This is a genomic window from Brevundimonas sp. TWP2-3-4b1 (assembly GCF_049897665.1).
Classification (GTDB): Bacteria; Pseudomonadota; Alphaproteobacteria; order Caulobacterales; family Caulobacteraceae; genus Brevundimonas; species Brevundimonas subvibrioides_B.
Genome location: NZ_JAFCWQ010000003.1, coordinates 129418 through 152195, shown reverse-complemented (window position 1 = coordinate 152195; position 22778 = coordinate 129418). Strand labels below are relative to the sequence as shown.

The 22778-nt window shown below is 68.8% G+C and carries 21 protein-coding genes; 9 read left to right on the top strand and 12 right to left on the bottom strand.

Annotated features, from left to right (window positions below; all coding sequences use genetic code 11):
• Positions 1-95: 95 nt before the first annotated feature.
• Together ACP7A5_RS04230 and ACP7A5_RS04225 are read right to left on the bottom strand one after the other, a co-directional pair.
• Positions 96-881, bottom strand: a complete 786-nt coding sequence (locus ACP7A5_RS04230; RefSeq protein ID WP_426040738.1) for a hypothetical protein — start codon at positions 879-881, stop codon at positions 96-98.
• Positions 881-1645, bottom strand: a complete 765-nt coding sequence (locus ACP7A5_RS04225) for a class II aldolase/adducin family protein (RefSeq protein WP_426040737.1) — start codon at positions 1643-1645, stop codon at positions 881-883. Before ACP7A5_RS04225 ends, ACP7A5_RS04230 begins: the two co-directional genes overlap by 1 nt.
• A gap of 161 nt (positions 1646-1806) precedes the next feature.
• Here ACP7A5_RS04225 and ACP7A5_RS04220 point away from each other — a divergent pair, with 161 nt between their 5' ends.
• From ACP7A5_RS04220 to ACP7A5_RS04210, 3 genes are all read left to right on the top strand, one after another.
• Entirely contained in the window at positions 1807-2946 is a 1140-nt protein-coding gene (locus ACP7A5_RS04220; protein WP_426040736.1) for a DUF2336 domain-containing protein, read from the top strand.
• A 51-nt stretch (positions 2947-2997) separates the two neighbouring features.
• The gene (locus tag ACP7A5_RS04215) at positions 2998-3777 is read left to right on the top strand and encodes an NAD kinase (RefSeq protein WP_426040735.1); all 780 of its coding nucleotides are present in this window, start codon (positions 2998-3000) and stop codon (positions 3775-3777) included.
• Positions 3778-3848: 71 nt separating this feature from the next.
• Positions 3849-4373, top strand: a complete 525-nt coding sequence (locus ACP7A5_RS04210) for an Hpt domain-containing protein (RefSeq protein ID WP_426040734.1) — start codon at positions 3849-3851, stop codon at positions 4371-4373.
• A gap of 531 nt (positions 4374-4904) precedes the next feature.
• Here the strand turns inward: ACP7A5_RS04210 and ACP7A5_RS04205 are convergent.
• Both ACP7A5_RS04205 and ACP7A5_RS04200 read right to left on the bottom strand, forming a co-directional pair.
• Positions 4905-6050 carry a DUF2336 domain-containing protein gene (locus tag ACP7A5_RS04205; protein ID WP_426040733.1) on the bottom strand — a complete coding sequence of 382 codons (1146 nt, stop codon included), beginning with the start codon at positions 6048-6050 and terminating at the stop codon, positions 4905-4907.
• A 79-nt stretch (positions 6051-6129) separates the two neighbouring features.
• Positions 6130-6921 (bottom strand): transglycosylase SLT domain-containing protein, encoded by a 792-nt coding sequence (locus tag ACP7A5_RS04200; protein WP_426040790.1) that lies wholly within the window; start codon positions 6919-6921, stop codon positions 6130-6132.
• A gap of 191 nt (positions 6922-7112) precedes the next feature.
• Here ACP7A5_RS04200 and ACP7A5_RS04195 point away from each other — a divergent pair, with 191 nt between their 5' ends.
• A complete protein-coding gene (locus ACP7A5_RS04195) occupies positions 7113-7856 on the top strand; it encodes a TonB family protein (protein WP_426040732.1) in 744 nt (247 codons plus the stop codon).
• On the opposite strand, the gene ACP7A5_RS04190 is transcribed toward ACP7A5_RS04195, so the two are convergent.
• Both ACP7A5_RS04190 and ACP7A5_RS04185 read right to left on the bottom strand, forming a co-directional pair.
• Positions 7837-8856 (bottom strand): NAD(P)/FAD-dependent oxidoreductase, encoded by a 1020-nt coding sequence (locus ACP7A5_RS04190; protein ID WP_426040731.1) that lies wholly within the window; start codon positions 8854-8856, stop codon positions 7837-7839. The two genes, ACP7A5_RS04195 and ACP7A5_RS04190, sit on opposite strands and share 20 nt — an antisense overlap.
• A 57-nt stretch (positions 8857-8913) precedes the next feature.
• The gene (locus ACP7A5_RS04185) at positions 8914-10776 is read right to left on the bottom strand and encodes a phosphoenolpyruvate carboxykinase (GTP) (RefSeq protein ID WP_426040730.1); all 1863 of its coding nucleotides are present in this window, start codon (positions 10774-10776) and stop codon (positions 8914-8916) included.
• Positions 10777-10920: 144 nt separating this feature from the next.
• Here ACP7A5_RS04185 and ACP7A5_RS04180 point away from each other — a divergent pair, with 144 nt between their 5' ends.
• Genes ACP7A5_RS04180 through ACP7A5_RS04170 form a run of 3 tightly spaced genes read left to right on the top strand, consistent with a single transcriptional unit; the run spans position 10921 to position 12891 of the window.
• Positions 10921-11625: a DUF938 domain-containing protein gene (locus ACP7A5_RS04180; RefSeq protein ID WP_426040729.1), complete on the top strand. Its 705-nt coding sequence runs from the start codon at positions 10921-10923 to the stop codon at positions 11623-11625.
• Between the two features lie 14 nt (positions 11626-11639).
• A complete protein-coding gene (locus ACP7A5_RS04175) occupies positions 11640-12131 on the top strand; it encodes a GlcG/HbpS family heme-binding protein (RefSeq protein WP_426040728.1) in 492 nt (163 codons plus the stop codon).
• Between the two features lie 4 nt (positions 12132-12135).
• On the top strand, positions 12136-12891 hold the full coding sequence (locus ACP7A5_RS04170) for a pseudouridine synthase (protein WP_426040727.1): 756 nt from the start codon (positions 12136-12138) through the stop codon (positions 12889-12891).
• Between the two features lie 301 nt (positions 12892-13192).
• Here the strand turns inward: ACP7A5_RS04170 and ACP7A5_RS04165 are convergent, their stop codons facing one another.
• The 6 genes from ACP7A5_RS04165 to ACP7A5_RS04140 form a co-directional block, all read right to left on the bottom strand.
• Complete coding sequence (locus ACP7A5_RS04165; RefSeq protein WP_426040726.1) at positions 13193-15082, bottom strand: M56 family metallopeptidase; 1890 nt, start codon at positions 15080-15082, stop codon at positions 13193-13195.
• On the bottom strand, positions 15079-15420 hold the full coding sequence (locus tag ACP7A5_RS04160) for a BlaI/MecI/CopY family transcriptional regulator (RefSeq protein WP_426040725.1): 342 nt from the start codon (positions 15418-15420) through the stop codon (positions 15079-15081). Before ACP7A5_RS04160 ends, ACP7A5_RS04165 begins: the two co-directional genes overlap by 4 nt.
• Positions 15421-15554: 134 nt before the next feature.
• A complete protein-coding gene (locus ACP7A5_RS04155; protein ID WP_426040724.1) occupies positions 15555-16610 on the bottom strand; it encodes an NAD(P)-dependent alcohol dehydrogenase in 1056 nt (351 codons plus the stop codon).
• Between the two features lie 474 nt (positions 16611-17084).
• Complete coding sequence (cydX, locus tag ACP7A5_RS04150) at positions 17085-17222, bottom strand: cytochrome bd-I oxidase subunit CydX (protein WP_426040723.1); 138 nt, start codon at positions 17220-17222, stop codon at positions 17085-17087.
• Positions 17223-17241: 19 nt separating this feature from the next.
• A complete protein-coding gene (cydB, locus tag ACP7A5_RS04145; protein WP_426040722.1) occupies positions 17242-18390 on the bottom strand; it encodes a cytochrome d ubiquinol oxidase subunit II in 1149 nt (382 codons plus the stop codon).
• A 25-nt stretch (positions 18391-18415) separates the two neighbouring features.
• Positions 18416-20023, bottom strand: coding sequence for a cytochrome ubiquinol oxidase subunit I (locus tag ACP7A5_RS04140; protein ID WP_426040789.1), 1608 nt, complete (start codon positions 20021-20023; stop codon positions 18416-18418).
• A gap of 152 nt (positions 20024-20175) precedes the next feature.
• Here ACP7A5_RS04140 and ACP7A5_RS04135 point away from each other — a divergent pair, with 152 nt between their 5' ends.
• Positions 20176-20973: an ATP-binding cassette domain-containing protein gene (locus ACP7A5_RS04135; protein ID WP_426040721.1), complete on the top strand. Its 798-nt coding sequence runs from the start codon at positions 20176-20178 to the stop codon at positions 20971-20973.
• Entirely contained in the window at positions 20970-22649 is a 1680-nt protein-coding gene (locus tag ACP7A5_RS04130) for an amino acid ABC transporter ATP-binding/permease protein (RefSeq protein ID WP_426040720.1), read from the top strand. The genes ACP7A5_RS04135 and ACP7A5_RS04130 overlap by 4 nt, the downstream gene beginning before the upstream one ends.
• Positions 22650-22778: the final 129 nt, after the last annotated feature.

Here is a 22778-nt window from a genome sequence, read left to right as displayed (position 1 = left end):
CGGGCGGCCCGGAATACCCATTCCGCCTCGCTAGGCAACCTAAAGAGTTTGTAACGTGCGCCGTTCCAGTTTCCGGCGCGCCAGACTGTCGCGGATCAAAATCTGCGCCAGAGGGCGATCACCGCGCCCTCCGCCAGCGGCGTTTCCCGGCCCGCGACCGTGCGCCGCCACCCGGCCTGCAGGCTCCAGCGACCGAGGTTGCGCACCACCGAGGCCTCGACAGACAGCCAGCGTGCGCCGTCGCCGTCTGTCATTCCGCCAAAGGCCTGGCCAAGCACCATCCAGCCTTCGCCGAAATGGCCGCCCAAGGTGAAGTCTGCACGGGTCTCGTCCGGCAGGCCATCGCGCATGCGCCGGGCCGCCTGGATCTCGACGAATGATCGGTCCGGTCCCCATCCGCCGGCCAGACCCCGCCCCGGCCCGCCCAGCGAATGACCGGCCGACACCCGGACCTCCCAGTCCTGCTCGCCCGCGCCCGGCGCGGCATAGCCTGCGTTGCGCCCGTCGCCGGAGATCGAATAGCCGACATAGAGGCTGACCGCGTTCCGGTCGTCACGATACGCCTGCCAGGCCACGCCGAGTTCGACGGGGCCCCGCCCGTCATAGTCGACGAAGGCGTCCTCGCCCGACTGCCAATCGCCCTTGAACTGGACCGTTAGAGTCTCGGTCAGCCCGTATTGGGCGAACACGCCCAGCGACCGGTCCTCGCGTTCCATCGGCAGGGGCAAGACCGCGCCGGAGGGATCGTAACCCTCCTTCGCCCGCATCGTCTCCGCCTTGACGATGACCTGCCCCTTGCCCTTGCGCTGGGTCCAGGCATTGGCGTCGGCAGACGTCGCCGCCGTCGCGAGCAACAGGCCCGCGAGGCAGCGATAGAGCATCAGGCGTCGTAGCCAGGCGATTTGCGATCCACCAGACGCAGCGCGCCCGGCCAGGCCAGAGCGGCGATGAAGCCGATGCCCCTGCCCTGCTCCTTCGTCTCGACCTGGGCAGCCTCGGGCGCCATGAGGACGTGTTCCCGCCCGCCGGACAGCGCCGCGACCTGCTGGGCGCAGGCACGCTCGAGGAAGAACATCCCGACCCAGGCCGCAGCCGCAGTCTGTCCGACCGCCAGCGTTCCATGGTTTCGCAGCAGCATCAGAGGCTTGTCGCCCAGGTCCGCAACCAGCCGCTCGCGCTCATCGTGGTTCAGCGCCAGACCCTCATAGCCGTGATAGGCGACCTGGTGCTGCAGCAGACAGGCGTTCTGGCCGATCGGCAGCAGCCCCTCGGCTTGCGCCGCCACTCCGACGCCGGCCACGGTGTGCAGGTGGATGACGAAATGCGCATCCTCGCGCGCCGCATGGATCGCAGAATGGATGGTGAAGCCGGCCGGATTGATGAAGTTCTGCGTCTCCTGGACGATGTTCCCCTCCAGATCGACCTTCACCAGAGACGAGGCGGTGATCTCCTCGAAATAGAAGCCGTAGGGGTTGATCAGGAAGTGGTGTTCCGGCCCCGGGACCCGTGCCGAGATATGGGTGAAGATCATGTCGTCCCACCCGTGCAGGGCGACGAGCCGGTACAGGGCGGCCAGATCGACCCGCGCCTGCCATTCCTCGGCTGTGACCCGCGATTTCAAAGACTGGGCTGCGCCGTCGGCCATGCTGACTCCTCCATCGCCTCTTGCCGGGCGAAGTCGGCAAAGTCGCGCCAACACCGGATCGGGTCAAGACGCACCCCATTCAGGCTTCGTTAACCGAGTTTTCACCACCTGCGGCTAAGGTCGAAACTGCACGGATACTCAACGTCCGGCCGGAGTTCGCCGTGACCGCTGTTGTCCAACTTCAGTCCCATCGCTCCACGGACGCGGAGACCCTGTCCTCCGCACAGCATCTCCTTGAGCTCGCGCGCGGCAAAGGTGTGGACGATCGTCGCCGTTTGCTGCTTGGCATTGCGGCCTTGTGCGACGCGACCCCGCCCGGCGCCGAGGCATCGCCTATTCTCGGCGAGATCTTTATGGTCATCGCCGGCCAGGCCGAACGCGATATCCGAAAAGCCCTGTCCGACAGCCTCGCCGCCGCCGAATGGGCCCCGCCCGCCCTCATCGCCATGCTGGCGCTCGATGAAATCGAGATCGCCCGCCCCGTTATCGCCCAGAGCCCGCTTCTGAAGGATCAGGACCTGCTGCGCGTCCTGGTCGAGGCCACCATCGAACACCAGATCGAGGTCGCGCGCCGCCCCCGCATCAGCGGCCGGGTCGCCGACGCCATCATCGACCGCGGCGAACCCGCCAGCCTGACGGCGCTGGCCGGCAACAAGACCGCGGAAGTCAGCGAAGACGCCCTGGGTCGTCTGATTGAGCAGTCGCGCCGCATCGCTGCCCTGCGCGCGCCCCTGACGCGACACCCGCGCCTGAACGACGCCCTGGCGACGCAGCTCTATCAGTGGGTCGGCCAGTCCCTGCGCGAGGCCATCGGCGAGCGCTTCCGCGTCGACGAGACCCGACTGGCCGAAGCGATTGACGCCGTAACCCGACCCGTCGCCGCTCCGCCGAACGCCGAGCCGCTCGGCATGGAACCCGCCGACGTCACCGATCACGAGGAGATGGAACGCCGTCTGGTCGCCAAGCTGCAGAGCGCCGGCCAGCTGCGCGCCGGCTTCCTGATCCGCGCCGTCCGCGAGAAACGCCTCAGCCTGTTTGAACACGGCGTCGCGGCCTTGGGCGGCTTCCCGATCAGCCACATCCGCGCCGCGATCGTGCGCCCCAGCCCGGACGCCCTGTTTTTGGCCTGCGCCGCCGTGGGCATCGACCGCGCGGTCTTCCCGGCCGTGCTCGAAGAAATCCGCAAGCTGAACGGCGGCTGGCCCGGTGACGGCGACGAAGGCTATGCGGGCCGCATGACCCTGCCGCCGTCCGCCGCCATGCGCGAATTCCGCGCCCTGATGGGCCACATCGGGGCCTGACGACCACGACGGCGTTTGACTTCCCGGCCCGGCTCGGCTTCTCGTGAGCGGGTGAGTGTCGACCCCTCCTCCCTTCGAATCGCCTTTTGCGCCAGCGACCGGCCCGAGGCCATGCAGGCTCGCGATCGCCTGACTGAACGATACGGATCGGCGCCGGAGGCCCAGGCCGATGTCATCGTGGCCCTGGGCGGCGACGGCTTCATGCTGGAGACCCTGCACGCCAACCTGATGCGCAAGATTCCGGTCTACGGCATGAACCGCGGCTCGGTCGGCTTTCTGATGAATGACTACGACGAGGAGGCCCTGCCCGAGCGGATCGCCGCCGCCGGCCGCGCCGTCATCCACCCGCTGCAGATGGACGCCTGGACCGAGAGTGGCGCGGTGCATACCGGCCTGGCCATCAACGAGGTCTCCCTGCTGCGCCAGACGCGCCAGTCGGCCAAGCTCAGGATCAGCGTCGACGGGAAGGTCCGGCTGGAGGAACTGGCCTGCGACGGCTGCATGGTCGCCACGCCCGCCGGTTCCACCGCCTACAATCTGTCGGCGCACGGCCCGATCATTCCGCTGGACGCGCGGATGCTGGCCCTGACGCCGATCAGCGCCTTCCGGCCGCGTCGCTGGCGCGGCGCCCTCCTGTCTCACCGTGCCAGGGTCGAGTTCGAGGTGCTGGAGGCGGACAAGCGCCCGGTCAGCGCCGTGGCCGACAGCCTGGAGATCCGCCGGGTCGTGAAGGTGGTGGTCAAGGAGCGACGTGACGTCGGCTTGACCATGCTGTTCGACGCCGGCCGCTCGTTTGAGGAACGCGTCCTCGCCGAACAGTTCACGGGGTAAGGCCTGATCCCGAAAATTGCAGGCGGTTTTCCGATTGGATCAGCTCCCTGCACGCAGGTCACGGGTTCTTAATGGCCCTCGTGCATCCTGAGGTCGTCAGTCTTCAGGAGTTCATCGTGAGCAACCCGGCTCAGGTCATCCGTCCGCCCAACATGCTGCGCGCCAAGGTCGGCGGCGGTTTCGGCGGCATCAACGCCGACGCCATCGCCAGGGCCGAAGAGGCCCTCAAGGCGATGTCCGGCCAGTTCGGTCAGTGGCTCCAGGACGAGATCACCAAACTCGATGCGGCCCAGGCCGCGATCCGTGCGGAGGGTTACAACAGCCAGACCGCCGAGGGCCTTTATTTCCGCGCCCACGACCTCAAGGGTCTAGGCGCCACCTATCAGTATCCGCTGGTCACCCGCCTCGCCGGCTCGCTGTGCAAGCTGATGGACGATCCCATCAAGCGGCTGGAAGCGCCGATGATGCTCATCGACGCCCACATCGACGCGATCCGCGCCGTCGTCCGCGACCAGATCCAGACCGACGACCACCCCACGGGCCGCGTCCTGGCGGAAACCCTCGAAGCCGAGGTCGCCGCACACCGGGCGGGCTGACCCTTCCGTCGGGATGTCGGGAGCTTTTCGATATCTTCTGGCCCCTGACTAAAGTGGGAAGCCGGCGCTTATCGAATTGCCGCTCCACTCAGGGTTTGCAACACTAGAGGCGCGATCTCGGCCCTGACTTCGACCCCGTATAGGCGACTACGAGTGGTCCGGATCGCCCCCGAGGGCCACCCTCCACTCGGGTGGCCTCCCGCCGGGAGAGGGTTTTTTGCGTCATACCCATCAACGAATGCCCGAATTCACCTTACGAATTCAACGCTCCGATCTTTTGAGAGCCGTTTAACCAGGCGCCCTTCAAATCGGGCGTACACTCTGATCACCCGGTCTTTGACAATCCAGGTGAGCAGAAAGATCCCGTCGGACGAAGCGCCCCTCGGCTAACCCACTGATTTTACTCAGACCACAGTGCGTTTCGTCCGTTTGGTCCGTTTCGTCAGGGTGTTTTACGTCCGGACAAACAGACGAAACCGGTGCTCAGGCAGCGAGCGACCGCGTCGCGAGCGGTAGCGCACCAAGAGAGCCTCAGGCCGCGTTCGCCGCCGTCATTCGAGCGGGCGGGCTGGTCGGCTGATCCAGCCTTTCCATCAGATAGGCCAGGTCGTCCCTCGGCGCGTTCGGACGCTGGGTCAGGAACCGCTCCAGCATCCGCTCGCGGAAGGTCTCGCCTGACGTGTCCGCCCCTTCGGCCGACAGCTGACGCCAGGTGTCGACGCCGGCCCGGAACGCCTGGAACAGGCGCGGTGGCAGACCCGCACGGTCGTAGATTGCCTTCAGGCCCAGCGGACCGGCGTCATGCACCATCAGCCAGGCGCGCGGGTGCGGCGTCGACGACAGCTCGGCGACGCCGTGCTCGAACAGGGTCATCTTGCCCCGCGCCAGGGCCCGCAGCAGCAGCGACGCGGTCAGGGCCTTGCGCGCATTCAGCTGGGCCACGAACATCGGCAGGTCCGCACTGGCGCCCGCCTGGTCGATCAGGTCCACCGTCGCGCGTTCACGGGCGAAGCTCGACAGGCGGATGGCGGTCTCGGGCGCCACGGCATGGCGGGTGATCAGATGCTCTCGCACGGCATCCGACGCCAGGGCGACCAACCGTTCGGTGATGCCCAGCGGCAGGACCTGGCGATAGGCCAGGGCGGCCACGACCTCGGGTGTCTGGCCGAACCGGTCGACCACCTTGCCCATCGCGCCTTCGGAAATGTCGGCGTTGTCGTTGGACGCCAGGGTCCTCACCGCCTGTTCGCAGCCGTCCGAGCTCAACACGTCAGCAACGTCGCGCGACACGGTCGGGCGGGCGGCGATCGCGATCTGACGCACGGCCGAACCGGCGCGCACGATCTCGATCAGGTCCTCGTCGGTGAAGACGGGCGAGGCGCCGATGACCGGCAGGGCGATGGAAACCACGTCCGCCGCCAGAATCCGCGCCACATCGCGCGGCAACAGGTCCGAACTCTTCAGCGTCACCGCCAACGCCCGGCGAACCAGTTCGGCGGCGTCATTGGCCAGGACGCGCATGATCTTCTGCGCCGCCTCCCGGTCCTCGGCGGTCAGCTCTGCCCGGTCGATGCTGCGGCACAGCTTGTGCGCGGCCGAGGCGCGTTCGTCGTCATCGGTCGCCTTGATCAGGCGGCGGATGTCGAACTCGGTGAGGCGGGCGCGGTGAGCGGTCATGGGGCTTCTTCAGGCGAGTCGCGTTCGGACGACATCAGGGTGAGCCTGCAGGCTTAACGCCCGGTTTACTATGGGCGGATCACGCGTTCGATCCGGCTCCTGGGGAGAAGGCGCCGCCGAAGCCGCCGCCCTTGCCATCGCCATCCTGGCCCAGCAGCAGGGCGAGCAGGCTCTGGTCCTGTTTCAGCCGGTCCAGACGCGCCGCCAGGGCGGTATCCTGCTCGCTCAACAGCGGCGCCGTCGGGCCGACCGGCGCGACCGCACCGCCCGACCCGGCCGTTCGCTGCAGGTTGGCGTGGACCTCGGCCACCGTGGCCGCCCGCCCGTCGCGATAGAAGATCGAGCGGTTCGCCGCCGCGGCCTGCGGGAACATGGCGACCGCGCTCGAGCCGGGCCGTGTCGCCATGGCCTCCATGATCTGGGCCGCGCCAGCCGGTCCCAGGAAGTGCGCCGCGTAGAGGTCTCCGGCGCCCGGTTCGCTGCCTGTCCGACCCCGCAGATAGGCGGCGTTCGACGCCGTCAGCTCCCCCGCCATGGTCGAGGCAGCCTGTGGGTCGAAGCGAAGATCCAGCACCACGTTCCGCGCCGATCCTTCGACGCGCCAGCGCCCGTCCGAGCCGCGATGGATCAGGTCGGCGTACTGGCCGTATCCGTGCTTGGCGCCGTGCTGTTTGACGGTCGCCAGCCAGGTCTGTTCGATGAACTGGAAGAGCCCGGACGCGGAAGACGTCGGCGCCCGCGCATTCGGATTGAACGAACTCTCCCGCCGCGCCGTTCGCATCAGGAAGTCGTAGTCCACGCCGGTGCTGCTGGAGGCGCGCCGAATCGCGGCCTCCACCCCTCCCGACGCTGGAATCGCTCCGACGGTCATGCCCGGAAACTCGGAGATCATGGTTAATCGAGCGTTAATGTCGGTTAACAGGGCCGTCCGGATGTCACACCGATAGCTGATCGACTTTCAGTCAGAAACCGTGGTTTCAGGCGCCCCAATCCCGCCATGGACCGCGCGCGTCATTCTCCCATGGGTTGCTGGGGAGCGGCTTCTACGAGGGAGTGACGGCCATGATGATCCAGACTGCAGGCGGCCCCGGACTGGTCAGCCCCATTGACTTCGGCGAGCGGCGCAAGCCCCTGCCCCCAGCGACCTGGATCGCCGTCGGCATCGTCGCCCTGGCTCATATCGGGGTCGGGACGGCGCTCTACTACCAGAGGTTCGAACTGAAGACGTCCCCCGATCGAAGCGAGCCGCGCGTCATCGACGGCAGCGTGATCGTGCTCCACCGGGAGCCACCGCCACCCGTCGTCACCATGACCCCTCCCGCGCCGAACCCGCCGGTTCACCGCCCGGAGAGCCCGCCGACGACCGTCGAGACCCTGACGACGGTCATTCCCGACATCCCGACGGCGGCAACCGGCCCTGTGATCAACACCACCGTCCTCGTCGACCCGACCGCCGCGACCGGAACGGCCAGCGAGTCCGTGGTCGAAGCGCCACGCGGCCCTCCGGTCATCCGCTCGCCGCAGTGGATCAGCCGCCCCACTGGCGACCAGCTCACCCGCGCCTATCCCGACCGCGCCCTCAATGGCGAGGTCTCCGGCTCGGCCACCCTCAGCTGTCGCGTCCAGGCGGCGGGAACGGTCACCGGCTGCACCGTCGTCTCCGAAACGCCGGGCGGCTACGGTTTCGGCCGCTCGGCCCAACAGCTGGCCCGCTACTTCCGCATGAGCCCCCAGACGGTGGACGGCCAGGCGGTCGACGGCGCCCAGGTCATTATCGGTATCCGTTTCACCCTTCCGGAAGACTGAACCTCAGCGGGTCGAGGGCGGCGGCGTGCGAACCGCGCGGCCGCCTTTCGATCCCGTCCGCCACGATCCGTCCGACCAGCGGCCCCAGCAGCCAGCCGTTCCGCCTCGGCGCCAGGGCCAGATGCAGTCCGTCGCCAACCGGCCCCGCCAGGGGCAGGCCGTCAGATGTCGCGCCGCGCACGCCGCCCCGCCACTCGAGCGTCTCAGGCGCTGCAAGGCCGGACAGCCGCGCGGCCACCTCGGCCAGCCTCGCCGACGCCGCCGGATCGGACCCCGTCTCACGGCTGCCGTGGACCATCGTCGCACCGATCAGGGATCCGGCGCGCGCCGGCGTGACATAGCCCCCGATGCCTCTCACCACCCGGTCGGTCAGGGACGCTTCGGTCCGACCGATCTGGCCCGCGATCGGTTCGATCCGGTTGATGATGTCGGTGACCGCTTCAGGCAGGCCCGCAAGAGCGGCGGCTGCTCCCGTGGCGATGATCAGTTGACGGGCTTCGACCCGGCCAGCCGTCGTCTCGACCCGCCAGCCTTCCGGGGCCCGGTCGACGCTCCGCGCTTCGGCGCCGACGAACGCGGCGCCCAGTCCCGATCGCAGGATCACGAGCGCGGTCTCCGCATCGATGCGCACATCGCCTTCAGCGCGGACGACATCGCCATCCGCCTGCACAGAGAAGCCAAGGCCGGTCAGGGTCTCCGCGACGGCGACGGCATCCGACCCGCGCCATTCCGCCGGAGTTCGATCCAGCACCAGTCCCGACCGCCCGGCGAAAGCGGGCCATAGCCCGGCCGCGTGTCTCAACAGGGCCGCACGTGCGGCATCCGCTCCGTCCAGCTGGCTCTCGAACGCCGGCGCGATCATGCCCGCCGCGACCGATGAGGCATTCGGCCGCCCTGGATCGACCACGCGCACGTCATGCCCGCGCGCGGTCAGCTCGACGGCGGCCGACAGGCCCAGCACCCCGGCCCCGATCACCACAATGTCACAGGAGATGTCCACCACGGCCGGTCCTTCGACCGACCGGGCGGGGATTTCAAGCCTCGGCGGGCCCTGTCGTCACTCTGCCGCCAGTTCCGCCGCCTCGCGTTCGTCCTTCGCCGCGTCCAGACGGTCTACCAGGGCGTCGTGCTGACGCCACAAGGCGTTCGGCAGGCGCTCGGCGAACCGGGCGTAGAACTCCGGGATCAGTGCGGCCTCCTCGGACCAGACGTCCACATCGACGTCCAGCAGGGTCGCCAGGGCGGCGTCCGACAGCGACAGGCCTTCGAGGTCCAGCGCCGCCCGCGTCGGCACACGGCCGACGGCGGTGTCGAGCGCCTCGGCCTTGCCGTCCAGACGCTCAAAAATCCACTTCAGGACGCGGGCGTTTTCGCCGAAGCCCGGCCAGACGAAGCGACCGGCCTCGTCCTTGCGGAACCAGTTGACGAAATAGACGCCCGGCAGTTTCGCCGGATCGGCCTTCTCGCCCAGCGCCAGCCAGTGCGCGAAATAGTTGCCCATGTTGTAGCCGCAGAAGGGCAGCATCGCGAACGGATCGCGCCGCAGGGTCCCGATGGCGTTCTCCGCCGCCGCCGTGCCCTCGGACGCCACTGTCGAGCCCATGAAAACCCCGTGCTCCCAGTCGAAGGCCTCGGTCACCAGAGGCACGGCCGAGGCGCGACGCCCCCCGAACAGGATGGCGTCGATCGGCACGCCTTTGGGGTCTTCCCACTCCGGCGCGATGGTCGGGCACTGGGAGGCCGGCGCGGCGAAGCGGGCGTTGGGGTGGGCGGCGGGTTCGCCAGAGGCCGGGTCGTGCGGCTGACCCTTCCAGTTGGTCATGCCCTCGGGCGTTTCCTTGGTAAGGCCTTCCCACCAGACGTCGCCGTCGGCCGTCAGGGCCGTATTGGTGAAGACGGTGTTGGTCGCGAGCGTCGCCAGGGCGTTCTGGTTGGTGTTGCGGCTTGTGCCCGGGGCGACGCCGAAGAAGCCGGCCTCCGGATTCACGGCGTACAGACGTCCGTCATCGCCGAACCGCATCCAGGCGATGTCGTCGCCGATCGTCTCTGCCTTCCAGCCCGGGATCGAGGGCTGCAGCATGGCCAGGTTGGTCTTGCCGCAGGCGCTGGGGAAGGCGGCCGCCATGTATTTGGCCTCGCCCTCAGGGTTGGTCAGCTTGAGGATCAGCATGTGCTCGGCCAGCCAGCCCTCGTCGCGGGCCATGACCGAGGCGATGCGCAGGGCGTAGCATTTCTTGCCCAGCAGGGCGTTGCCGCCATAGCCCGAGCCGTAGGACCAGATCTCGCGGGTCTCGGGGTAGTGGACGATCCATTTGTCGTCATTGCAGGGCCAGGGCAAATCGGCCTGACCCTCGGCGAGCGGGGCCCCCAGGGTGTGCACGGCGGGCACGAAGACGCCGTCCTCGCCCATCAGGTCCAGCACCGGCTGGCCCATGCGGGTCATGATGCCCATCGATATGGCGACATAGCCGCTGTCGGTGATCTCGACGCCGAGGGCGCTGAGATCGGAGCCCAGCGGGCCCATCGAGAAGGGCACCACATACATGGTGCGGCCGGCCATGCAGCCGTCGAACAGGCCGTTCAGACGGGTGCGCATCTCGACCGGATCGGCCCAGTTGTTGGTCGGGCCGGCGTCCTGTTCGTCCTCAGAGCAGATGAAGGTGCGGCTTTCGACGCGGGCGACATCCTTGGGGTCCGAGGCGGCGTAATAGCAGCCGGGGCGTTTCGCCTGGTCGAGGGCCTTCAGCGTGCCCTTGTCGATCAGGTCGGCGATGATCGCGGCCTTCTCGACCTCCGAGCCGTCGCACCAGTGGACACGCGCCGGCTTCGTCAGGGCGGCGATCTGTTCGACCCAGGCGAGCAGGGCCTGGTGACGGGTCGGCGCCGGGCGAAGGCCCGGTACGGCGGTGCTGGAATCCACGCGAACTCTCCTGATGCTCGACCCGGCTGGTCTGTCGCCGCCGTGGCCTCTCCCTAGTGTTACAGAACCTCACGGACTGTAACGGCGCAAAGACACCTCGGGCAACGCAACGTCAACCGCTGCAAGATTTCGCCCCCCGTCATCGTGACCACGCACGTCTATGGGCCGAATCCGGTCGCGCTTCCCGCCGGGCGGCTGTATCCGGAGCCTGTGCAGACGCTCGATTCCGTCCAGACCGCCGCTCCGCAAGGCGCCCTCGCCTCGCCCGCCGTGGCCCGCAACGCCGCGCCCATCCTCGCGGTGCTGCGCGCCCACCTGCCCGCCCGCGCCCGCGTGCTGGAGATCGCGTCCGGCTCGGGCGAGCACGCGATCGCCTTCGCCCGCGCCCTGCCCGCGACGACCTGGACGCCCAGCGACCCGTCGCCGGAGGCCCGCGCCAGCATCACCGCCTGGAGGGCGGAGGCCGCGCTGGCGAACCTGAACCCTCCGCTCGAACTGGACGCCGCCGAACCGGACGCCTGGCCCGAGGTCGACGCCCAGGTCGTCTTCTGCGCCAACATGATCCACATCAGCCCGTGGGCGGCGACCGAGGGGCTGATGGCCGGGGCAGGACGCATCCTGCCCGACCCGGGCGGTCTTCTCGTGCTCTACGGCCCCTACCGCGAGGCCGACGTTCCGCTCGCCCCATCCAACGCCGCCTTTGACGACAGCCTCAAATCGCGCGATCCGGCCTGGGGCTTGCGCGAACTCGACGAGGTCGTGGCGCTCGCCAGGGTCCACCGCCTTCATCTGACCCGTCGGGTCGAGATGCCCGCCAACAACCTGATTCTTCTTTTCCGCCGCGTCTGACCGGAGTTTCGACCATGAAAGCCCTGTTCCTGGCCCTGGCCCTTGTGGTCGTCGCGCCCGCCGCGCTGGCCCAGACCACGTCCGGCATTTCCAAACAGGCCAGCCCGCCGTCCTATGGAGCCCCGATCTCGCTGGCCGCCGCCGAGGTTCTGATCGACCGCGCCGTCACGGCCGCGCGCGCCGGCGGCCATCGGATGGCCGTGGCCGTCGTGGAGCCGAACGGAGAGTTGGTCGCCTTCGTCCGGATGGATGACACCCAGTACGGCTCCATCCACGTCGCTCAGCGCAAGGCATGGACAGCCGCCCGCTACCGCGGCGCTACCGCAGCGATGGAGGAGCGGGTTCTCGCGGGCCGCATCGTCAGCCTCGCCAACGAGGACTCCCTGCCGATCGGGGGCGGCATTCCAATTGTCCTCGACGGCCGTATCGTCGGCGCCATCGGCGTCTCGGGCGCCTCGGCCGCCGAGGACGCCGCCGTCGCCACCGCCGCCCTCGCGGCCGACTGACGCCTTGGCCTTCTCACGCACCTACGACGGCGCCGAGCCCAGCCGGATCAACAAATGGCTGGGCCAGACGGGCGTCTGTTCGCGTCGCGAGGCCGACGCCCTGATCGCCGACGGCCTGGTCTCCATCGACGGAGAGGTGGTCACCGACGCGGGCCGCAAGATCGAGCCGGGTCAGACCCTGACCCTGTCAGAACGGGCCGAGAGCGCTCTGGCGGCGGGCGTCACCATCGTGATGCACAAGCCGCTGGGCTATGTCTCCGGCCAGCCGGAGCCGGACAAGATCCCGGCCGTGCGGTTGCTGACCGACGCCAACCGGATCGGCGACGGCGTGACGCCGGCCGCCGACGCCTCCCTGCCCCCCATCGGTCGGCTGGACGAGGATTCGCGCGGGCTGCTGATGCTGTCCTCGGACGGGGTGGTGGCCAAGGCGGTGATCGGGCCGGAGTCGAAGCTCGACAAGGAATACCTGGTCCGCGTCGCCGGAGATGTGACCGAGAAGAAGCTCAACCTGCTGCGCCACGGCATCATGCTGGACGGGCGGCAACTCAAGCACGCCCGCGTGTCGCGGATGGAGCAGCAGCGCCTGCGGTTCATCCTGACCGAGGGCCGCAACCGGCAGATCCGGCGCATGTGCGAGCATGCTGACCTCGATGTCATCGACTTGATCCGTGTACGGATCGGGCCGATCCAGCTGGACAATCTGCCTGAGGGCGCCTGGCGGATGCTGACCGCCGAGGAGCGGGTGGCGCTGGTGGGCTGATCGTCCAGACTCCTGGAAACGGAGTCCAGATAGTCCGTAGAGTCTGGGAACGACCCGGACTCAAAAACACAGTCCGAAGCGTCCGAAGAGACCGAAGCGGTCGGATCGGTCGACCAGTCTGCACCGTTCGGACCTTTCAAAGACCGTTCGGCCAAGCTGGTGACAGGGTCACGAGAGCACAAGACCGCGCGAGGAATTATTTCCTTTCACGTCACTCTTTCCGGGCGTCCCTCCCGAGACCACCGCTGTCGGCGTAGCGAGAGCGGGCGGCCGGGTCCAGCCCGACCGCGCGCCCCTTGGCTCAAGCGTCATTGGCGCGGGCGGCCAGCTCAGTGGCGCGACGTTCCATGTCCGCGGCCTGACCCGGCATTCTGCGGCCCGCAGCCTGTAGTTCCGCGTCGGTGACCGTGTTACCGCGCGCCGCGTTCTCGCGGATCTGTCGGGCGCGGTAGGCCGGATCCTCCAGACGGCGGCTCTCCTGCCTCAGTTGCTCGGCGCCGCGACGCATGTTCTCCGCGCTCATCCGCATGGTGACGCGGGCGTTGGCGCGGGCCTCGCGGGCGCCTGCCATGGCGACACGGGCCTGGGCCTGGGCGCGTTCGGCGGAGCGGCGACCCTCGGCGGCGTGGGTCAGACCGATTTGGCGGGCCTGTTCGCCGGCGGCGCGAGCGTGGTCGCCGGCGATGCGGACGGATTCGGCGTGGGCGCGCATAACGGCGGCGTGGCTGCGGTCGGCCTCGGCGCGCGTGCGGGCGTCTTCAGCGAAGGCGCGTTGCTCGGTGGCGTGGGCACGGGCCTCCATCGCGGCTTGTCGGGCCTCGACGGCGGCCTGGCGGGCTTCTTCGACGTGCCGGCGCTCTTCCGGCGTCAGTTCCTCCCAGCTCCGGCCGTTGTAGCTGAAGACATGCTGGCCGTTATGGCTGGGCGGGGCCGGCGGAACGGGTGGCAGAGGCGGCGCCGGCGGCGCGATCATGCGGAAGGGCGCGGGCGGAGCCGGAGGCGCCGGCGGTACGACCATCGCGGGCGGAGCCGGAGGTGCGGGAGGTGCGGGCGGTGCGGGCGGTGCGGGCGGGGCCTGCGGAGCCGGCGGGGCGAACCCGAAGGCCGCGAGATTGAAGAAGCCGCGAGGCGCTTCAACGGCCGGGGCGGCGTCCGTCTTCGGCGCGGAAGCCTGGGCGGTGGTGGAAGCGGCCGCGACGGGGGCTGAGGCGGCCTGGGTCGTCTTCGCGCTCCGCGAATGCAGTTCCAGCGCCGCGATCGGGGTGGCCACGGCGGCCAGGACGGCGACAGCGGTCAGGATGACGGCGGGCCGGCGGGCGGGGGTCTTGTCGGTCATGAGAGTGGCGATCCTTCGTTTCAGGGAGCGGCCGTCGCCCGCCATCGCGGTCGCGGCCAAAGACGTGGTCAACGGACCCGGGGCGGCGGCGAGGCCGATCAGGGCGCGGGCATAGGCGTGACGATCCACCTGTCCGACGGCGACGGCGTCGGCCGCCTCCTCGGAGCGTTCGATCAGGCTGCGATGCAGCATCCAGATCAGGGGATTGAACCAGAGCAGGGCCAGGGCCAGCCGCGACAGGACCAGGAAAAGCCAGTCGCGGCGACGGATGTGGGCCATCTCATGGGCCATGACGGCAGCGGCCGTCTGGGGCCGGGACAGGGTGGCGGGGTCGATCAGGACGGCGCCGGGCGGCAGGCCCCAGCTCAGCGGGCCGGCAATCCGGTCGCTGGATCTCAGCAGGGGACGGGCGGCGGGCGCGAGCGTCCGCAGGGCCTCGGTCCAGACCTCGGACTTCACGGGCTTGCCGGCCCCGGTCCAGCGCGAGAGGGTCCAGACCCCGGCCGCGAACCGGCCGGCGACGATCAGGGCCCCAATGGTCCAGGCCAGGGCCAGGGTCTGTCCCAGCGACGGCAGCAAGAGGGAGCCGGAGACGGTGACCCCCTCGACCGGGTGCAGGTCGCCGCTCCACAGGGCGAGCGGCTTGGCGGCCTGGGCGGCCGCGGGCAGCAAGGCCAGGCTCAGCGCCGGGCCGAAGGTCATGAGCACCGGCAGGGCCAGCAGGATGCAGACCGTGGCGCGAAGCACATCGACCCGGTCGACGGCGCGGCGCGCAACGAGATGGGACAGGGCCAGGCCCAGGCCGGCGACGACCGACGACTTGGCCAGCAGGGCGACCAGAACGGCGGCGCTCATTGCTCGCGCTCCCGCGCCGCGTCGAGAAGCTTTTCCAGGGCCGCGATCTCGTTCGGCTTCAGCGGTTCGCCCATGCCCAGCAGAGCGGTGGCGGCGCTGGCGGCGGAGCCGGCGAAGAACGTATCGACCATCCGCTTCAGGGCGCCGGCGGCGACGGTCTCAGTGCGGGGAACGGGCCGATAGTCGAACCCGTCCCCGCCCGCCGCCCGCGACACCAGCCCGCGATCTTCCAGTCGCTTCAGCAGGGTGCGGACGGCAGAGTCGCTCAATGTATCGGGCATGGCCGCGCGCACGGCGGCGGCGGTCGCGACCTCAAGGCGACAGAGGAGTTCGAACACCTCTCGCTCCCGCCTCGGCAAGCCTTCGATCATCGCACCCTCTCCCGATCCGGTCCGCTACATCTGTAGCGTTACATATGTAGCGGATTGCGGCGGGAGTTGGGCGGCGAAATGAAGACCTGGACAGACGTCGATCAGGCGGCCGGAGCGTCCAGAGAGGCCATGTCGATGACGAACCGGTAGCGGACGTCGGACTTTTCCATCCGGTCGAAGGCGTGGTTGATTTGGTCCATCCGGATCATCTCGACGTCGGGAAGGATGTTCTTCTCGGCGCAGAAATCGAGCATCTCCTGGGTCTCGCGGATGCCGCCGATGGGCGAACCCGAGACGCGGCGGCGGGCCATCAGCAGCGGAAGGGTCGACATCTCTTCCATCGGACCCAGCTGGCCGACGATGACCAGGGTGCCGTCGATGTCGAGCAGCGGCATATAGGGGTTGAGGTCGTGCTTCACCGGCACGGTGTCGATGATCAGGTCCAGGCTGTTCGCCGCCGCCTTCATCGCCGCCTTGTCGGACGAGACCAGCAGTTCATGCGCGCCCAGTGCCTTCCCATCCGCCTCCTTGTCGGCCGAGCGGCTGAGGACGACGACGTGGGCGCCCAGGCCGGCGGCCAGCTTGACCGCCATGTGGCCGAGACCGCCCAGGCCGATGACGCCGACACGGGTGCCTGCCTTGACGCCCCAGGTCTTCAGCGGCGACCAGGTGGTGATGCCGGCGCACAGCAGGGGCGCGGCCCTGGCGATGTCGAGCGCGTCCGGCACCGACAGGACGAACTCCTGACGCACGACCAGATGTTTGGAATAGCCGCCGTAGGTCGGCTCTCCGGTCACCCGGTCCTTGCCGTTGTAGGTCTGGGTGTTGCCGTGGCGGCAGAGCTGCTCCTCGCCCTTGTCGCACTGGTCGCAGTGCTGGCAGCTGTCGACCATACAGCCGACGCCGACGCGGTCGCCTTCCTTGAACTTCGTGACCTCGGGACCGACCGCGGTGACCACGCCTATGATCTCGTGGCCCGGCACGATCGGATAGGACGAGAAGCCCCAGTCGTTGCGCGCCTGGTGCAGGTCGGAGTGGCAGACGCCGCTGTACAGGATCTCCATGGCGACGTCGTTCGCGCGCAACTCGCGTCGGTCGAACTCCCACGGGGCCAGAGGGGTCGTGGTCGAATGGGCGGCGTATCCGATGGTCTTCATGGGGCGATCCTTGAACGGCTGGCGCGGCCTCGGCGCATGGCCGTCACCGTCGATAGAGCCTAGATAGGCCGCGACCGTGCGTCAGGACAGGCGCGATTGATCGGTCATCCGATGAAGTCGACATAGCCGCGCAGGATTGCCTTCAGCTGCTCCCGCGCTTTGGCGTCGGCAGAGCCCCGGAAACCCGGACCTCGGTCGCCGGCCTGATCGTCGGCGGCGTCATCGGCGCGCCCCTGGCCGCCCTCATCTCCCGCGTCCTGCCGGTGCGGCCCTTCGCCTGGTTGATCGGCCTGCTGATCCTGGTGCTCGCGGGCATCCAGCTGGTGGGGCCCCTGCTCGGCCGCTGAGCCTCGGTCGGGCGAGCAGGAACGGCAGTAACCCGAGCCATCACGTCTGGATGTGGAGCCTCAACAGGTGGTCCTCAGCCAGGCGTGGACATCCAGGAGAAGCCGTCCCCCACTCCCGGTCGCCTCATCAGTCGCCCCTGTCCCGATCCGGTTCCGACAGGCCGAGATCACCCTCGTCGAACAGGTGGAACTCATGCCAGACGCCGTTCAGCACGCCGAAAGCGACGGCCAGTCCGACCCCGAGAATCCAGGCGAAATACCACATGGTGTCTGTCCTTCAGCGATCAGTAGAGGTCGGGGTTGGTCTTGAACTCGGTCGAACTGCTGCGCCCCCACAGCACCCGGTAGACCCAGGCCGTGTAGAGCAGGATCAGGGGCAGGAAGACGATGGTCACGCCCAGCATGATGAATAGCGTCAAATGGGTCGAGGACGCGTTCCAGACGGTCAGGCTTGAGCCGGGATCGATCGAACTGGGCAGGATGAAGGGGAACATCGACAGGCCGACGGTCGAGATGATGCCGACCGTGCCCAGAGACGAGCCGCCAAAGGCCAGCGGCTCGGACCGCCGCCAGAGGCCCGCGAGCGCCACAACCGTCCCTAGAAGACCGAGCACGGGCGCGGCGATCGTCCAAGGCGCGGCCGTGTAGTTGTCGAGCCAGGCGCCCGGCGCGGCCACGACCGCAGCACGCAGCGGATTGGACATGCCCGAGGGATCGATCAGGCCGACGATGCGGAAGCCCAGGTCGCCAAAGGCGACGAACAGTCCGCCGCCGACGAACAGCGCCAGGCTCGCCACGCCGGCGATCGTGCCGAACACCCGGGCCCGCGCCTGAACGGTCCCCCGCTCTGCCTTGAGGCCCAGCCAGGCCGCGCCGTGAAGCACCAGCATGGCGACCGAGAGCAGGCCGCACAGCAGGCTGAACGGCGTGAACAGCCCCAGCAGACTGCCCTCGTAGAAGGACCGCAGATCGCCATCCAGACGGAAGGGCGCGCCCAGGAGGACGTTGCCGACCGCGACGCCGAAGACCAGCGCCGGCACGAACCCGCCGACGAACAACGCCCAGTCCCAGAATGCGCGCCAGCGTCTGTCGGGGCGTTTGGAGCGATATTTGAACGCGACCGGCCGCAGGATCAGCGCCGACAGCACCAGGAACATGGCCAGATAGAAGCCCGAGAAGCTGACGGCATAGACGAAGGGCCAGGCGGCGAAGATCGCGCCGCCGCCCAGGATGAACCACACCAAATTGCCTTCCCAAGTCGCGCCGACGGTGTTGATCACCATGCGGCGCTCCTCGTCCGTCTTGGCTACGAACGGCAGCAGGGCGCCGACGCCCAGGTCGAACCCGTCGGTCAGGGCGAAGGCGATCAGCAGCACGCCCAGGAGGCCCCACCAGATCAGGCGGAGGCTGGCGTAGTCGAGGGGCAGTTCCATCTCGGATATCCTTGGGATTCGATGGTCAGGCGACGGTGGGCGCAGGCGTCGGAGCCGGTCGGCCCGGTCCGTCGGTCGGGTCTGGCGTCGCAGGCGCGAGGTCCAGACCGAACAGGTCGATCTCGGCGAACGGCCCCTTCCTGATCGTCTTCAGGATCAGCCCGACCTCGACCACCGCCAGCGCGCCGTAGAGAACGGTGAAGCCGATGATGGTGGCCCACAGTTGAGGCACGCTGAGGCTGGAGGCTCCGAGGAAGGTCGGCAGCACCCCTTCGACGGCCCAGGGCTGTCGTCCGACCTCGGCAAGAATCCAGCCCAGTTCGGTGGATATCCACGGCAACGGGATGGCCAGTACGGCCAGCCACAGGAACCAGCGCGTCTCATGCTTGCGCAGGGTGCAGAGCACAAAGGCGGTGGCGAACAGACCGATCATCAGGAACCCGATCCCGGCCATGATCCGGAACGACCAGAACATCACCGGCACATTGGGCACAGTGCTCCAGGCGGCGAGGACCACCTGATCGGGTGTCGCGTCACGGGGGTCGGCGACATAGCGTTTCAGCAGCAGGGAATAGCCGAGGTCGCGGCGGTTGAGTTCGAAGTCGCCACGCGCGGCGACGTCAGTCGGGTCGGCCTTGATCCGCTCCAGGGCGTCATAGGCCAGGACACCGGATTCGATACGGGTCTGGGCGATCGCGACCAGTTCGAGAATGCCTTCAACCGGCGTGTCGATGCTGCGGGTGGAGATGAGGCCGAGCACATAGGGAATCTTGACCTCATAGTGGGTCTCGCGGTCTTCGAGGCTGGGAATGCCAAAGGCGGTCAGGCCGGCGGGCGCCGGCTCGGTGCGCAACATGGCCTCCAGGGCCGCCAGCTTCATTTTCTGGTTGTCGGTCAGGGCGTAGCCGCTCTCATCTCCCAGAACGACGACCGAGAGAGAGGCCGCCAGGCCGAAGGCCGCGGCGACGGTCATCGAGCGTTTGGCGAATCCCCTGTGGCGACCCTTCAGCAGGTAGAAGGCCGATATGCCCAGGACGAAGACGGCGGCGATGACGTAACCGGCGCTGACCGTGTGGACGAACTTGGCTTGGGCCACCGGATTGAACAGCACGGCCATGAAGTCCGAGACCTCCATCCGCATCGTGTCGGGATTGAAGGTCGCGCCGACGGGATTCTGCATCCAGCCATTGGCGATCAGGATCCACAGCGCCGACAGATTGGTGCCCAGCGCCACCATGAAGGTGACGACCAGGTGCCCGACCCGGCTGAGCTTGTCCCAGCCGAAGAACATCAGCCCGACGAAGGTCGCCTCCAGGAAGAAGGCCATCAGGCCCTCGATGGCCAGAGGCGCACCGAAGATGTCGCCGACGTAGTGGGAGAAGTAGGACCAGTTCATCCCGAACTGGAATTCCATGGTGATCCCGGTCGCCACGCCCAGCGCGAAATTGATCCCGAACAACAGACCCCAGAACCGGGTGATGCTCCGCCAGATCGGTCGGCGGGTCATCACATAGATGCTCTCCATGATGACCAGCATGAACGACAGGCCGATCGTCAGCGGCACGAAGAGGAAGTGATACAGAGCCGTCAACGCGAACTGCAGCCGGGAAAGGTCAACGACCGCGAGGTCAATCATGGGGGGGCAGGCTCCGTAGCGCCGGCCCGATGACCGACAAACCTTCGCCTACGACCGTATCCGATGCTCCGCCTTGATTTCGATCATGGCCCGGGCCTGCGCCGGCGGCTAGGGCGAACCCATGACGGCCGACGCCCCTGCCGTTTCCCGTGCCCGAGACTCTGGACCTGGGCCGCGCCTTCTTCGTGCTGGCCATGGCGCCCGAGGTCTTTGCGCCCATGCGCCGGCTGGCCGCAGCCTATCATGAGAAACAGGCCGCCGAAGCCGCGGCGCCGTCGATGGCCGGGCCGGAGCCGGGTCGACCGGTCATTGCCCCGCCGTCCCGCCGGTGGTCGAGCGCCCCGGAACTCGACTTCCGATCGGTCACGATCCGCTACGGCGACGGCGCGCCGGCGATCACCGATTTCGACCTCCATGTCCCGGCCGGAGCGATCGTGGCCCTGGTCGGTGCCAGCGGCTCGGGCAAGACCAGCCTGCTGCATATGCTGCTGGGCCTGGCGCCGCTGTCATCGGGCGAAGTCCGGGTCGGCGGTCACGGCCTGTCGCACGCGGGCGCGTTCGCCGGAGCCGTCGGCTGGGCCAGCCAGAACCCGATCGTGGCCCCCGGCTCCCTCTTCGACAACATCGCTCTGGCAAGGCCGGGTGCGAGCGCGGAGGATATCCGCGACGCCGCGGCCCGCGCGGGTCTCCAGGGTGATCTGGGCCGCATCCTCGACGAACGCGGCGGCGGGCTCTCGGGCGGCGAGCGCCGACGTCTGGGCCTGGCCAGGGCCCTGCTGTCGCCGTCCCGCCTGCTGTTGCTGGACGAACCAACCGCCAATCTCGACCCGGCGTCCGAGACGGCCGTGCTGGAGGTGATCCGCGCGGCGGCTGAAGGCCGCACCACCCTGATCGCGACCCATTCACAGGCCGTCATGGCCCTGGCCGACCGGGTGGTGCGGCTGTGAAACCGACGACCGCGCACACGGGAGACCCGACCCTGGAGGCCCTGCTGGGCGAGCAGCGCCGCGCCCAGGGCGGACGGTTGCGGCTTGCCGCCCTGTCCGCCGCCCTCGTCTCCGGCGCCTCGGTGGCGCTGCTGGGTCTGTCCGGCTGGTTCATCACAGGGGCGGCGATCGCCGGAGCCGGCGGTTTCGCGGTCGTCCAGGCGTTCAACTATCTGCTCCCGGCCGCCGTGATCCGGATGCTGGCCATCGTGCGGACGGGATCGCGCTACGTCGAACGGGTCAGCGGCCACGCCGCGGCTCTCAAGGCCCTGGCCCGTCTGCGGCCGCTGTTGTTCGCCCGACTGGCGGCGGCCCCGCCTCGTCGGGCGTTCAGCCTCTCCAGCGGCGAAGCGTCAGCGCGGATGATCCAGGACGTCGATGCGATCCAGACCGTGTTCGTGCGCCTGAGCGGGCCCTGGGGCGCCGGCGTCGGCGCTCTGGCTGCGATTGGTCTGGCGCTGTTGGCCGGCGCCCTGCCCGCTCTCGTCCTCGCCGGCGGCATCGCCATCGCCATCTGCGGAGGACTTCTGATCGGCCGGCGCGTTGCGGACCCGGCGGGTCGGCGGGTGCAGGTCGCCATGGGCCTGTTCAAGGACCGGCTTTCGGCCTTGCAGGCAGCGGCCCCCGAGCTGCGGGCCTATGGCCTGGAGAGTTGGGCCGCCGACCAGGTGGGTCAGGCGGCGCGGACCCTGGATCGTCGCCGGGTCGCGGACGCCGTGGCCGGCGGATGGATCCCGGTGTTCCAGGCCTCGGTCCTGGCCCTGACCGTAATCGCGGTCATTGCGACATCCGCCCCGGCGTCCCTGCCGCTCGTCGCCCTTGCGGCGCTGGCGTCCGTGACGGGACTTGAGGCCGCCGCCGCCCTCACCGGAGGTCTGCGCCAGAATGGCGCGGCCCAGGAGGCGCTGGCACGGCTGGCTGAGGTTCTGGATGACCCGGCCAGGCCCGTCATCCGGAAACTCGCACCGGCGATGGCCGGCGACGCCATCATCATCCGCTCTGCGGCGTTGGAAATCGCGCCGCCCTTCCGTCTGGGCGTGATCGGTCCCTCCGGCTCCGGCAAGACGCGGTTGATCGAGACCTTGATGGGGCTACGCCCCTCTCTCGCCGACCAGCTGCGACTGGGCGGCCTGCCTCTGGAGGACGCCGCTCTGGACGACGTTCGCGCGCGTTTCGCCTATGCGTCTCAGGACGTCCGGCTGCTGGCAGGGTCGATCGCGGACAATCTTCGTCTCGCCAATCAAGCCGCTTCGACCGACGACCTCTGGGCCGCACTGAGCGACGCCTGCCTGGCCGACCGGGTCGCGGCGCTGCCGGCCGGTCTCGACACGGTTCTGAGCGAGAACGGCGACCGGCTGTCCGGCGGCGAGCGCCGGCGCCTGGGACTGGCGCGCGCCTATCTGCGCGACGCGCCCTGGCTGGTGCTGGACGAACCGACCGAAGGCCTCGACGCCGCGACCGAAACCCGGGTGCTGGACGGTCTCACGCATCACCTTTCGACCCGCCGTCAGGGCCTGATCCTGGTCAGCCATCGATCGGCGCCCACAGCCCTGTGCGACCAGGTCGTCGACGTCTCGGTCACGCTCTCACCCGGTGGAATTCCCATCGGGGGTCGCGACGTCAGGGCCGCCGCTTGACCTGGGTCAAGGACGCTGACCCGGGGCACTGGTCAGATGAAATCTGGTCGCCGGAGTAGTGTCATGCGAGTCCCCACGATTATCGGTCTTCTGCTGGTCGGGGCGTGTTCGCCGATCCCCGGGCCCCGG